Annotated in this window: 8 protein-coding genes, 3 tRNA genes and 1 pseudogene; 6 read left to right on the forward strand and 6 right to left on the reverse strand. The window is 72.3% G+C overall.

The window, feature by feature from the left end; all coding sequences use genetic code 11:
* Positions 1-230 precede the first annotated feature (230 nt).
* From Val02_RS44545 to bioB, 3 genes and pseudogenes are all read right to left on the reverse strand, one after another.
* Positions 231-1,757 carry an MFS transporter gene (locus Val02_RS44545; protein WP_203905432.1) on the reverse strand — a complete coding sequence of 509 codons (1,527 nt, stop codon included), beginning with the start codon at positions 1,755-1,757 and terminating at the stop codon, positions 231-233.
* Positions 1,758-1,815: 58 nt separating this feature from the next.
* A pseudogene (gene bsaP / locus Val02_RS48915) lies at positions 1,816-1,989 on the reverse strand (biotin synthase auxiliary protein BsaP); the annotation flags it as partial.
* The gene (gene bioB / locus Val02_RS44550; RefSeq protein ID WP_203905433.1) at positions 1,986-2,981 is read right to left on the reverse strand and encodes a biotin synthase BioB; all 996 of its coding nucleotides are present in this window, start codon (positions 2,979-2,981) and stop codon (positions 1,986-1,988) included. The pseudogene bsaP and the gene bioB, both read right to left, overlap by 4 nt.
* Positions 2,982-3,036: 55 nt before the next feature.
* Between bioB and Val02_RS44555 the strand changes: the two genes are divergently transcribed.
* The 5 genes from Val02_RS44555 to Val02_RS44575 all read left to right on the forward strand — a co-directional run bounded on the left by Val02_RS44555 (position 3,037) and on the right by Val02_RS44575 (position 5,256).
* Positions 3,037-4,188, forward strand: coding sequence for an 8-amino-7-oxononanoate synthase (locus tag Val02_RS44555; protein ID WP_203905434.1), 1,152 nt, complete (start codon positions 3,037-3,039; stop codon positions 4,186-4,188).
* Entirely contained in the window at positions 4,185-4,868 is a 684-nt protein-coding gene (gene bioD, locus Val02_RS44560) for a dethiobiotin synthase (protein WP_203905435.1), read from the forward strand. Before Val02_RS44555 ends, bioD begins: the two co-directional genes overlap by 4 nt.
* Before the next feature lie 111 nt (positions 4,869-4,979).
* Positions 4,980-5,052 (forward strand) — tRNA-Gly (locus tag Val02_RS44565).
* Between the two features lie 31 nt (positions 5,053-5,083).
* Positions 5,084-5,154 (forward strand) — tRNA-Cys (locus Val02_RS44570).
* A 27-nt stretch (positions 5,155-5,181) separates the two neighbouring features.
* Positions 5,182-5,256 (forward strand) — tRNA-Val (locus tag Val02_RS44575).
* Positions 5,257-5,341: 85 nt separating this feature from the next.
* Here Val02_RS44575 and Val02_RS44580 read toward each other — a convergent pair.
* The gene (locus Val02_RS44580) at positions 5,342-6,208 is read right to left on the reverse strand and encodes a hypothetical protein (protein WP_203905436.1); all 867 of its coding nucleotides are present in this window, start codon (positions 6,206-6,208) and stop codon (positions 5,342-5,344) included.
* Between the two features lie 255 nt (positions 6,209-6,463).
* Positions 6,464-7,318 (reverse strand): class I SAM-dependent methyltransferase, encoded by an 855-nt coding sequence (locus tag Val02_RS44585; RefSeq protein ID WP_203905437.1) that lies wholly within the window; start codon positions 7,316-7,318, stop codon positions 6,464-6,466.
* Positions 7,319-7,420: 102 nt separating this feature from the next.
* Between Val02_RS44585 and Val02_RS44590 the strand changes: the two genes are divergently transcribed.
* Positions 7,421-10,543: an ATP-binding protein gene (locus Val02_RS44590; RefSeq protein ID WP_203905438.1), complete on the forward strand. Its 3,123-nt coding sequence runs from the start codon at positions 7,421-7,423 to the stop codon at positions 10,541-10,543.
* A 242-nt stretch (positions 10,544-10,785) separates the two neighbouring features.
* Here the strand turns inward: Val02_RS44590 and Val02_RS48010 are convergent, their stop codons facing one another.
* Positions 10,786-12,087: a ricin-type beta-trefoil lectin domain protein gene (locus tag Val02_RS48010; RefSeq protein ID WP_239153803.1), complete on the reverse strand. Its 1,302-nt coding sequence runs from the start codon at positions 12,085-12,087 to the stop codon at positions 10,786-10,788.
* Positions 12,088-12,628: the final 541 nt, after the last annotated feature.

Below are 12,628 nucleotides of genomic sequence, written 5' to 3' on the forward strand. Positions count from 1 at the left end.
GGCGTGCGCCGTGGCCGCGCCTGCGCCCCCGCCGCCGCGCGGCGACCGTCACGGCCACCGGCCCCCGCCACCGCTGACCGTGACCCGCTGCCGGCCGCCGCGCTGTGACCGCTGTCGGAGTCTTTGAGTCGACCGTAGGGACCGAGGTCAGGAGCCTAGCCTCCTAGGATGGCGTAGGCCGCGCCAGCGGGCGCTCAGCGACACGGGCGCTGCGGGGCTGCGGGAGCCGTTCAGCGGGGGTGGAGTTGGGGGGCGGTCACGCCGCAGTGGATGCAGCGGGACACGTCCAGCGGCTCGGTGCCGCCTTCCCCGGACGGCGCCACCCCCACCGGCGCAGGCTCCCGTGCCGGGCCGGCCGGTTCGCCCGAACCAGCGGCCCCGACCGGATCTGCCGGCGGGAGTGAAGCGGGCACCGCAGCGGGCTGCCTCAGCAAAGCCCACGCCAGGCCCGCGCCCAGCGTCAGGAGCGCGGCGCTGATCAGCATCGCCGTTCGGAACCCGGCCGCGAAGGACGAGGGCTGCGTGTAGTCGTCCCCGGAGATGCCCGCCGCCACCGGCACGACAGCCACGGCGAGCAGCCCGGCGGCCCGCGCGACAGCGTTGTTGACGCCCGAGGCCACCCCGGCGTGCCCACCGGAGACGGAGTTCAGGACGGTGGCGGTGAGCGGTGCGACGACGAGTGACAGCCCCAGCCCGAACAGCACCACCGCCGGCAGCACCGACCCCAGGTACGTGGCACCGGCCCCGATCCGGGAGGCGAGCACCACCGCGAACGCCGCCACGAGCAGCCCCGCGCTCAGCAGCACGCGGGGCCCCACCCGGTCGGAGAGCGCCCCGACCCGTGCGGAGAGCAGCAGCATCAGCACCGTCACCGGCAGCACGGCCGCACCGGCCGGCACCGGCGCGAACCCGGCCACCACCTGGAGGTTCAGCACGAGCAGGAAGAAGAAGACGCCGATCGCCGCATACACCGCGAACGTCACGACGTTGATCGCCGTGAAGCGCCGGTTGCCGAAGAGGTCAAGCGGCACCAGCGGGTGAGCCGTGTGCCGTTGCCACGCCACGAAGCCACCCAGGACCGCCACGCCGGCCGCTGAGATCCACACGGACGACGCGATGAGCCCGTAGGTCAGCAGACCCAGGCCGGCGGCCGCCAGTGCGCTGCCGGGCAGGTCCAACGTGTGCGAGGCGGCGGGATCCTTCGACTCCGGCACGTGGCGCACGGCCACGAGCACCACCACGACCGCGAGCGGAACGTTCACCAGGAACACCGCGCGCCAGTTCCACTCGACGAGAAAACCGCCGGCGAACGGGCCCACGGCCCCGGCGACCCCGCCGAGCGCGGACCACGCCCCGACCGCGCGCGACCGGTCCTCCGGGTCGAACGACGCCGCGATGATCGCCAGGCTGCCCGGCGTGAGCAGCGCGCCGCCGATGCCCTGGAGGGCGCGGCCGGCGGTGAGGAGTTCGACGGTGGGGGCGAGGCCGCACAGCGCGGACGCCAGCGCGAACCACACCACCCCGATGACGAACACCCGCCGCCGCCCGTACCGGTCGCCCAGCGAACCGCCGAGCAGGATCAGCGCCGCGAGCGTGAGCGTGTAGCCGTTGACGACCCACTGGAGGCCGGCGAAGTCGGCGTCGAGTTCCTCGCCCAGCCGGGGGAGTGCGACGTTGACGACGGTGGAGTCGAGCATGACGAGGCTCGACCCCAGAACGGTGGCCAGCAGCACCCAGCGGGCCGCTGCCGTGCCCATCCTCACCGCGCTGACCGGTTCGCGACGGCGGTCCTCGCAAGCTGCGGTCCTTGCCCGCTCACAGTGTCCCGTGCTCCACGCATGTAGCGTGCCAGCCGGCCGGCAGGACCTGCACCTTCATCCGGCGCCGGCAGTGCGGGCAGAAGCGCGGCGGCTCGAGCTGCCGGGCGGCCAGGCAGGCGGTGTGATCCCCCTCCCCGACCGGGCCGCCGCAACGATCACAAAAGCTCATAGCGCCGCCGACAGCGCCTTGACCGGCATCTTCAGGTCGGCCAGCAGCTCCAGATCGGCGGTCGCCGGGCGGCCCAGGGTGGTCAGGTAATTGCCGACGATGACCGCGTTGACGCCGCCGAGCAGGCCCTCCCGGGTGCCGAGGTCGCCGAGCGTGATCTCCCGGCCGCCGGCGTAGCGCAGGATGGTCCTCGGCAGCGCCAGCCGGAACGCCGCGATCGCCCGCAGCGCGTCCTTCGGCGCCAGGACCGGCTGCTCGGCCAGCGGGGTGCCGGGGCGCGGGTTCAGGAAGTTGAGCGGCACCTCGTGCGGGTCCAGTTCCTGCAGCTGGATCGCGAACTCCGCGCGCTGCTCCACCGTCTCGCCGAGCCCGAGGATGCCGCCGCAGCAGACCTCCATGCCGGACTCGCGCACCATCCGCAGGGTGTCCCAGCGTTCGTCCCAGGTGTGCGTGCTGACCACGAGCGGGAAGTGCGAACGGGCCGTCTCCAGGTTGTGGTTGTAGCGGTGCACGCCGAGCGCGACCAGTTCGTCGACCTGCTCCTGGGTGAGCATGCCGAGCGACGCGGCGATGTTGATGTCGACCGCCTCGCGGATCGCCGCGACGCCGTCGCGCAGCTGCGCCATGAGCCGCGCGTCCGGCCCGCGCACCGCCGCCACGATGCAGAACTCCGTCGCACCCGTCGCCGCCGTCTGCTTGGCCGCCTCGACCAGCGACGGGATGTCGAGCCACACGGCGCGCACCGGCGACGCGAACAGCCCCGACTGGGAGCAGAAGTGACAGTCCTCCGGGCAGCCGCCGGTCTTCAACGACACGATGCCCTCGACCTCGACCTCGGGCCCGCACCAGCGCATCCGCACCCGGTGCGCCACCTCGAGCAGCGGCGTCAGCTGCTCGTCCGGGGCACGTAACACCGCCAGCACGCCGGCCTCGTCCAGCCCGACGCCGGTCTCCAGAACCCGTTCGGCCGCCGCCATGATCCGCTCAGACATGCCGATACCCTACAAGGACTTTGGTGGAAGTCATACAACACGCGAGGTGGACTGCATGACGACGTTCGATGACATGCATGTGATCTCCGAACGCCGCGCAGCCGCCGGCCTCCGGCGGACCCTGCGCCCCCGACCACCCGGGGACACCGTCATCGACCTGGCCGGGAACGACTACCTCGGCCTGGCCCGGCACCCGGAGGTGATCTCCGCGGCCACGGCGGCGCTGGCCGCCTACGGACTCGGCGCCACCGGCTCCCGGCTGGTGCGCGGCTCCACCGAGGAACACGCCCGCCTGGAGGCCGAACTCGCCGCCTGGCTCGGCGCGCCGGCCGCGCTCGTCTACTCCTCCGGCTACCTCGCCAATCTCGGCGCGATCCGCGCGCTCACCCACCGCCCCGGCACGCTCGTGCTCTCCGACGCCCACAACCACGCCTCGATCGTGGACGGCTGCCGTTTCGCGGTGCGCGACGGGGCCGAACTTCGGGTGTTCCCCCACAAGAACGTGGACGCGGTCCGCGCGGCCCTGGCGTCCCACGACGGGCCCGCGGTGGTGATCACCGAGTCGGTCTTCTCGGTCTACGGCGACCTGGCCCCCCTCCGCGACCTGCACGAGGCCTGTCGCGCCGCGGGCGCGGTACTGATGGTGGACGACGCCCACGCCCTCGGCCTGCACGGTCCGTCGGGGGCGGGCGCCGTCGCCGCCTCCGCTCTTACGGGGGAACGGCATCTCGTGCTCACCGGCACGCTCTCCAAGGCCTTCGGCGCGGCGGGCGGGGTGATCGCCGGTCCGCCCGAGCTGCACCGGTACCTCGTGGACACGGGGCGCACGTTCATCTACGACACCGGCCTGCCGCCGGCCGTGGCCGCGGGCGCGCGCGCCGCCCTCCGGCTCATCCGCACCGGCACCGAACTGCGCTCCGAACTCGCCTCCCGCGCCGCCGAACTGGTCGCCCGCCTGCGCGCGGCCGGCCTCACTGTGACGGATCCCGCGGCCGGCGTCGTCGCCGTCGATGCGGCGGGCCCGGAGGAGGCGGTAGCGTGGGCTTCGGCATGTGCCGCGCGTGGGGTCGCCGTCGGCTGCTTCCGTCCACCGTCCACACCGGACGGCCGGTCCCGGCTCAGACTGACGATCAACACCGGCGTTCCGCGGGAAGACTTCGCGAAGGCACTCGACGTGATCGTCCAGGAGGCGCGGGGTCCTCGATGAGCATTCTGCTGGTGACCGGCACCGACACGGGTGTCGGCAAGACCGTCGTAACGGCCGCGCTGGCCGCCACCGCGGGCGCGGCGGGCTGCACCGTCGCCGTCCTCAAACCGGCCCAGACCGGTGTCGGCCCCGGCGAGGAGTCCGACATGGACACCGTCGCCCGCCTGGCCGCCCCGGTGACCGTCAAGACGCTGGCCGACTACCCCGACCCGCTGGCCCCGGCCGCCGCCGCCCGCGCCGCGGGGCGCCCCGCACTGGCGCTCGACAGCGTGCTCACCACCGTCACCGAACTGCGCGCCGCCCACGACGTCGTCCTCATCGAGGGCGCCGGGGGACTGCTGGTGCCCATGGGCGTCGGGTGGACCACCGCCGACCTCGCCCAGCAGCTCGGCGGCCCGGTGATCGTCGTCGCCCACGCCGGCCTCGGCACGCTCAACCACACCGGGCTCACGCTGGAGGCGCTGTCCCGGCGGGGGATACCGGCGTTCGTGGTGATCGGTTCGTGGCCCGCCCGCCCCGAACTCGTCCACCGCACCAACCTCACCGACCTTCCCGGCAGCCGCGTGGGAGTGGTCCCCGAGGGCGTGGCCGGGTGGCCGCTCGAACGCTTCACGGCGTCGGCGCCGAAGTGGTTCTCGACGGAGTTCATCACGGAGGTGCTGACCTCCGACGAGGACTGAGTGTTTTGCCTGGTCACAGACGGCGACGCGCCGGAGGGGGATACCGGTTTGGCATGGGGCGGGGGACTCGGCTAAAGTTTCCATCCGTCACCGGGTTCGCCCGAAAGACAAGCGGACGTAGCGCAGTTGGTAGCGCATCACCTTGCCAAGGTGAGGGTCGCGGGTTCGAGTCCCGTCGTCCGCTCGGAGGCCGCCAGACCTTGAGGCGACACGTCGGTGGAGTGGCCGAGAGGCGAGGCAACGGCCTGCAAAGCCGTGTACACGGGTTCAAATCCCGTCTCCACCTCGGGACCGTGGTTGCACGGCGACGTACGGGCGATTGGCGCAGTGGGAGCGCGCTTCCTTGACACGGAAGAGGTCACTGGTTCAAACCCAGTATCGCCCACCAGCTCAGAGGCCACGCCGATCACATGGCGTGGCCTCTTTCATGTGCTGGATGACAAAGCCAGTGACACTCCTAATTCCTCGACGGTTCAGGCGAGGCGCCAGTCCTGGGTCTGCCGCGCCCTGCCCGGATGGACGCTCAGGCGGAACCGATCGAGGTCGACATTGCCCTTCACCTCGAAAATGGCCACGCGCCCATGGCCCGACCTGGGATTTAGTCGGATCCCCGGGTAGCCCTGGCGGGCATCGGTCATCTCGATGTGACGCGGGTACGTGCGGCCGTCCCTGTCCACCAGCCAGGTGTTCTTCTCCACGTCGCTCATGAACGGGACGCCGCCGACATTTTCGACGAAAATCGAGACGGCGACCAGCCGATAGCCGAGTCGCGGCTCGATCGTCGGGCCGGTCGGGTCGTACGGGTTGATGCTCGGCGCCGGGTTGCTGACGCGCACCCGCACCATCATCTCCTCACCCGAGTCGCCATCCATGAGCACGCTGCCGTCGGGCGGCAGCACATCGCCGACGGGCACCGGCGACGGCGGGGTCGGGATGGTCTCCTGCGGCTGGTAGGGCTGCTCGTAAGGCGGCTGGTACGGCGGCGTTCCCGGGATTGGCGCCTGGACCGGCGGCGGCGACGACGCGGCCGCGCGCGGACCCCGGTGCCCGGCGGTGGTGACGGGGTCGAGCAAGGTTAGCGCCGCGACGGCGACTGCGGCGGCGACGATCCACGCCACCGCCACCAACGGACGGCGCGGTGCCCGGCCGGCGGGCGCGACCGGGGTGGCCTGCACCGGTGGTCGCGGCGCGGCGGGCGGCTTCGGGGCGGGGAAGGCCGGCTCCGAGCCGGTGGTGTCCGGGGCGAGCGGGCCCGAGGCGCTGGGGTGCCGCGGTCGGTGCAGCGCCCAGGCGGTGGCGCCGCCGGCAGCGGCCACCGCGGCGACAGCCGCGAACGTCATCCATCGCGCACGCTTGTCCACGGCTGGGCCATCGGCACCACGGCCGCCCGCTTGAGCCGCGACCGCCCCACACAGGCTCCGACCCGCCACCGGCGCACACGGGCGGCGGCCGGCCGCGGCGGCTTGCGCGGGTGTCGGTCCGCGGCCGGCTTACGTGGGCGTCGGCCCGCGACGCCCCCGGCCAGCGTCGATCGGGCCGGCTCGAAGCTGTCCGCGAGACCGTGCCGCCCGGGCGAGTTCGCCGACCGCCGGGACTCAGCGGGTTCCTGAGACGACGAGCATCTCGCACGGCCCGCTGAACCCGTCGGGACCGTCGAACTGGCCGAGCGCCGCCGCGATCTCGTCCCACGCCGCGTCCTGCTCCGCGGCCGGCAGTGCGGCCAGCATCTGATGGAGCGCGCCGAACGACTCGCGCTCGAACCGGACGCATTCGGCGGCGCTGCGCATGAGTACCGGCGAGGGCACGACGTCGACGGTGACATCCCGGAATCCCGCCGCACGCAGCGCCCGCTCCGCGGTTCCCGGCGAGCCCAGGCTGAAGGGGCCGGGTTGTCCCGGCGCCGGCGGCGGCAGTTGTGCCCGGCGGCGGATGATGCCCACGGGGATCGAGAAGAACCCGTTTCGGTCGGCGGTCGAGTACACCACGCACGAAATCCGCCCGTCCGGACGCAACGCTTCCCGCATGCCGTTCAGCGCCGCCGGCTGATCCGGGAAATAGATCAGTCCGACCCGTGAGATCACCGCGTCGAAGTCGCCGCCGGCGAGGTCGAGGTGCTCGCCGTCCAGAACGCGGGTGTTGATGTTCGTCAGACCCGCGTCGACGGCGGCCTTGGCGGCGTAGTCGAGGATCGCGGGAGCGATGTCGGTGGCGAGAACCTGGCCGTCAGGGCCGACCCGGCGAGCCGCCGCCAGACTCTGCCCTCCGGCACCGGCGGCCACGTCGAGCACCCGGCTACCGGCGGTGACGCCGGCCGCGTCGAGCATCCGCTCCGTCGCGGGGCCGAGCCAGCGTTCGATCGCCGGGCCCCACCGGTGCCACGCCGTCGCGGCTTCCTGCCATTGGGCCCGGGTGGTGCTCTTGTAATGCTGCGCGTCGAATGTGGCGTTCATCGTTCCTCCCGGAGCATCGGTCGCACTGTCGCCCGGTACCGCGCCAGAACGACCCTGGCACGCGCCAGATCCGGCCTGGCACATTCGCGCGAGAATGTCGGCGTGCCCCTTTTCGTCGGGCGGTCCGAGCCGCTCAGCCGGCTGACGGCGGTCTACCGGGCCAGTACCCCGCGGGTCGCCGCGCTCCGGCCGGGTCTCGCGCTGGTCACCGGCGAGGCCGGGATCGGCAAGACCGCGCTGCTGAACCGGTTCGCCGACGACGTCGCCGGTCAGGGTGCCACGGTCGGGTGGGGCGGCTGCTGGGACGGTGACCAGGCTCCTGCGTGGTGGCCGTGGACCCAGGCGCTGCGGGCTCTCCTGGACGCCGACGCCGGGCTGCGCGACGCCGCAGAGCCCGAACTCGCCGCGGTGGTTCCCGAGGTCGCCGGGTGGACCGCCCCGGCCACCGGGAGCTCCGGCGCGGACCGGTTACAGGTCTTCGACGCGGTCGGCCGGCTGCTGGCCCGGGCGGCCGGCTCCGCACCCGTTGTGGTGATACTGGACGACCTGCACTGGGCCGACTCCTCGACGGTGGACCTGCTCCGGTTCCTTGCGCACGGGGCCCAAGCCTGTGGCGTCGTGCTGGTCGGCGCCTACCGACCGCACGAACCACGCCCCGAGGTCGCCGGAGCCCTGGCCGACCTCGCCACCGCGGCCGAACTGGTCGCCCTCCAGGGTCTGCCGCCGGACGAGGTCGACGATCTCGTCCGCACGATCGCCGGGGATGCCGCCGCGACGCGCTGGGCCCGTCCGGTGTACGAGCGCAGCGCTGGCCACCCGTTCTTCGCCCGCGAGTTGTGTCACCTGCTGGCGGGCGGGGGGAGCGCGGACGCTGTCCCGACCGCGGTGCGCGGGGCGGTCGACCGCCGGCTCGCTCGGCTCCCGCAGCCATGCGTCACGCTGTTGGAGGCGGTCGCGGTGGCGGGTACCGCCGTCTCGCCGGACGTGTTGGCACAGGTGTGCGGCGAATCGTTGACCACCGTTGGTGATCTGGTCGCCCTGGCCACCGACGCCGGTGTTCTCGTCGCGTCGGGGCCTTCCGGCACGGCGGCGTTCGCTCACGACCTGTACCGGGAGACGGTCTACTCGACGCTCGCGCCGGCCCGCCGCACAGACCTGCACCACCGGATCGCGATCGCGCTGCTGCACCGCGGAGAGCGGGGCAGTCCGGTGTTCGCGACCGAGCTGGCCCGCCATTTCGCCGCCGCCGTCGCTGTCGCCGGCTCGCACCATGCCCTGGAGTGGGCGCGGGCGGCGGCCGACGCCGACCGGGAACGCTTCGCGTTCACCGAGGCCGCCGGGCACCTGGCCCGGGCGCGGACCGCGATCACCGACGCGGGGCTGCGGCTCACCACGGGCGAACTGGTGCGCTCGCTCACCGCGGAAGCGGACCTGCGGCTGCGCTCCGGGGACGCCGGCACCGCCCGTTCGCTGCTCGACGACGCCTGGGCGCGGGCCGTTCCCACGATGGAGCCCGACCTGCTCGCGGCGGTGGCCCTCGGACTGGATCGGGTCGGTGCCCGCTTCGGCATGCCCCGCACCGAGCTGATCGCCGTCCTGGAGGCCGCGCGGGCGGCGCTCGCCGACCGCGGCGACGCCGCCGAGGCCGAGGTGACCGCGGCGCTGGCCCGACAGCTCCAGCACTCGGTACCCGCAGAACGGCCACGGGCACGACCGCTCGCCGAACGCGCCGTCGCGATCGCCCGGACCCTGGACGACCCGGCCACCCTGGCGAGTTGCCTGCTGGCCCAGCACGACGCGCTGTGGACCCCGGGCACCGCGGCAGATCGGGTCGCCGTCGCCGCGGACATGGCCGATCTGGCACGGCGGGCGGGAGATCCGGAACGCTACGCCCAGGCCCTGCTGCTGTCCGCAAGCGCCCAGCTGGAAAGCGGGTCGGCGGCATTTCGGGCCACCGCCGCTCAGTACCGGCACGCCGCCGAGCAGCTCCGCCAGCCCCGACACACCTACGTGCTGCGCACCCGCGAGGCGGCGCTCGCCCTCATCGACGGCGACGTCGAACTCGGCGAACGGCTCAGCGTCGAGGCTGCCGCGTTCGGCGAGGCCATCGGTGACAATGATGCCGGCAATGTGCTCATGTCCCAGCGGCTGGAGGTGATCCGGGTCCGCGCCGACCCGGTTCAACTGCGAGAGACCGCCGACGCGGCCGTGCGATGGTGGATCGGCGTGCCCGCGCATGCCCACGCTGTCGCGGCCGGGTTCCGGGCCCGCGCCGGCGACCTCGACGCCGCCCGCCGCGAGGTCGACACAGTGCTGGCCCTGCCGGACTGGCGCACCGACCGCTCCTATCTGTGGTCGGTGTTTGTGGGTGAACTGGTGGCCGCCGCGACCGCGCTGGACGACCGCGTCCTCTGCGAACGCTTACTGGAGGACCTGCTTCCGGTGGCACACACCTGCGTGGTCAACGGTGCGCTGGTGTGCTTCATGGGCGCACACGCCCATCGGGTCGGGCTGCTGTACGCGGCCCTGAACCAGCAGGAACTCGCCGGCCACTGGCTGGAACGGGCGCTGGACATCCACCGCCGGCTCGGCGCCCGCCTGTGGCAGGACGAGTCCCGCGCCGCGCTCGAACGGCTGCCCGGCCGACCGGGGCGTCCACCGACCCACGAGGGCCTCCACCTCATCGGAGACATGTGGCAGGCCAGCTTCGGTGGCCGAACCGTATACCTACCGGACGCGAAAGGGCTGCACGACCTTGCCGCCCTCCTCGCCGCGCCCGGTGTCGAGGTGCCCGCGCTGCGGCTGCTCGACAACGCCGGCTCGGCCCCCACCACCGCACCGACACCGTCCGAGCCGGTCCTCGACCGCGCGGCGCTGGCTGCCTACAGACGGCGGCTGGCCGAGCTCGACAACGAACTCGACGACGCGCGCACCATGACCGACGCGGCCCGGTTGCGGCGCGCCACCGACGAACGCGAGTACCTTTTGGCGGAACTGCGACGGGCCACCCGTCCGGGCGGCCGCTCCCGAACCCTCGGCAGCACCACGGCAGAACGCGCCCGCAAAGCGGTGACCGCCCGGATCCGGGACGCGATCCGCCGGATCACGAAGGTCCATCCCGACTTCGGTCGGCACCTGGACCGCACCGTACGCACCGGGGCGAACTGCCGCTACGACCCCGGCATCGAACCCCGCGGCGACGGCCTTCGGCGGGGACAGGCATAGCGCGACCGGGTTCCGGCTGTGGTCGATCGGTGCAATGCCAGCCGCACACGGAGTCGGGGGTCCGCGCCTACGCGGTGACACGGCCGACCGGGAAACTGGCCGGGCAGTCACCGGTTGCCACCAGCACGGGTGCGGCGTCGGCCAGCGGCGCGAGGACCGCAGGTGTCCCGGAACGCGCGGAAAGGGCGCGGGAGCCCGTCCGCTCCCGCGCCCTGACCGTCAGCGTGCCCGTGGGCCGGCCGTCACGCGGCCTTCACGAAATACTGTGCGGCCGATCCGTTGCAGTCCCAGATCTGCAGTCGCGCGCCGTCCGCTGTCGAGCCTCCCGGGGAGTCCAGGCACCTGTTGGAGTTCGGGTTGCGCAACCGGTTGCCTTCCTGGACCCAGCTCTGTGCACCGCTGCCGTTGCATTCCCAGAGTTGCACCTGAGTGCCGTTGGCCGTACCCGCGCCGGAGACGTCGAGGCACCGGCCCAACGTCCGCAGGCTCTGGCCGTCCCAGCTCCACTGCTGGTCCTGCGAAAGGGAAGGCCCCTGGCACGTCCACAGCTGCACGGCCGCGCCGTTGCCGCCCGTGTCGTTTCCGGCCACGTCCACGCACTTACCGCCCGGCCCGTTGATCTGCGTCGCGGGTCCGCCCGTGGGAGGCGGCGTCGTGCCCCCGCCCTCCTGGTAGTAGCGCACGTAGTCGATCGATGCGGTGAGCGGGAACTGGCTCTGCACGGGGTTCTGTCCGGGGTACGTGCCGCCCAGCGCCAGGTTGAAGATGATGTGGAACGGCTTGCGGAACTCCTCCAGGGTCGCCGGTGTCGTGTCGATCACGTGCGTTTGCACACCGTCCACGTACCAGCGGATCTGCGCGGCCGTCCACTCGATCGCATAGACGTGGAAGGCCGCGGCGTTGTTGACGGCGGGGTTCGCGACGTAGTTGGCGTTCTGACCCGCCGTCCACGGGAACACGCCGGTCCGGAGATCCCAGAAGATGTTGTTCGTCACGGTCGCGTTCGCGTTCGCGTGCTCCATGATGTCGACCTCGCCGCAACTGGCCCAGTTGGTGGGCAGGCGGTCGTAGTAGGTCTGCGCCGGGTTGTAGGCGCTCGTGGACGTCTCGTCACATGCGTCACCGAGCATCCAGAAAGCCGGCCACGAGCCGGTGGCGGTCGGCAGCGCCATGCGCGCCTCGATGCGGCCGTACTGGAAGGACCTCTTCGTGTCCGTCGTCATGCGGCACGACGTCTGGTAGAAGTTGCGGCCGTTGACCGTGATGGGCGTCGTGAGCCAGTTGGCGCGCATCACGAGGTTGCCGCCGGACTGCGTGCAGTTCTCGGGGCGGTACCACTCCCACTCGCCGTTGCCCCAGCCGTCGAAAGCATTGAGGCCCGGGTTGAGGCCGTTGCCGACGTTGTAGTTCCAGTTGGCGCTGCTGGGCGCGCCGGACCCGTTGAATTCGTCGGCCCACACGAGGTTCCACGCGGCGTGTGCGGGCTGCTGCTGGACGACAGCGATGCCGACGAGTGCGGTGGCGGCCGCGGTGAGGAGGACCATGAGGCGCCGGCGGCCACGTGGCAGCGCGCGGTCCGCAGCGGCGCCACGGAGCTTGGGGGATGTGCGTTCTTGTTGAGTCTCCACAGTGGGGGTGCCCTTCTCGAGCAGGGGCGGAGATGGAGCGATAGGCGGGATTCCTGTTCTAGCCCCCACGTGGCGGTCGTGAGAGCGCTCTCAGCATAGCTCAATATCGATCTTTTACGAAGTACTTGATGGGGGCCAGGGGGACGGGCGCTTTCGGTGCGAATATCTCATTCCTGGCGGGGGCGGAGCCGCTTCGAGAGCGTCGACGAGTTCCGGCAAACGCTCTCCGACCGAACCGAGTCGCCCGTCAGCAAGATCGAGTTCGACGCGGTCGGACCGGCGGGCTCACGGCGCATGCTCAGCGGCATGAGCGGATGCTCGGAGCGCCGGTAGCAGCGCCACCGTCAGCTGTAAATGAGTGCACCCCATCAAGTAGCCGGTCTACTCGACGACGGCGTCGAGGCGCGGCAACCGGCGACGTCTCTCGTCCTCGTCGTCGAAGTTCCACAACGCGCAG

This window comes from Virgisporangium aliadipatigenens (assembly GCF_016863615.1).
Lineage (GTDB): Bacteria > Actinomycetota > Actinomycetes > Mycobacteriales > Micromonosporaceae > Virgisporangium > Virgisporangium aliadipatigenens.

Bases quoted from the DNA above. Each gene is read 5' to 3' on its own strand.
- Val02_RS44545 (WP_203905432.1), bottom strand. From the start codon at position 1,757: ATGGGCACGGCAGCGGCCCGCTGGGTGCTGCTGGCCACCGTTCTGGGG.
- bioB (WP_203905433.1), bottom strand. From the start codon at position 2,981: ATGTCTGAGCGGATCATGGCGGCGGCCGAACGGGTTCTGGAGACCGGC.
- Val02_RS44555 (WP_203905434.1), top strand. From the start codon at position 3,037: ATGACGACGTTCGATGACATGCATGTGATCTCCGAACGCCGCGCAGCC.
- bioD (WP_203905435.1), top strand. From the start codon at position 4,185: ATGAGCATTCTGCTGGTGACCGGCACCGACACGGGTGTCGGCAAGACC.
- Val02_RS44580 (WP_203905436.1), bottom strand. From the start codon at position 6,208: ATGACGTTCGCGGCTGTCGCCGCGGTGGCCGCTGCCGGCGGCGCCACC.
- Val02_RS44585 (WP_203905437.1), bottom strand. From the start codon at position 7,318: ATGAACGCCACATTCGACGCGCAGCATTACAAGAGCACCACCCGGGCC.
- Val02_RS48010 (WP_239153803.1), bottom strand. From the start codon at position 12,087: ATGGTCCTCCTCACCGCGGCCGCCACCGCACTCGTCGGCATCGCTGTC.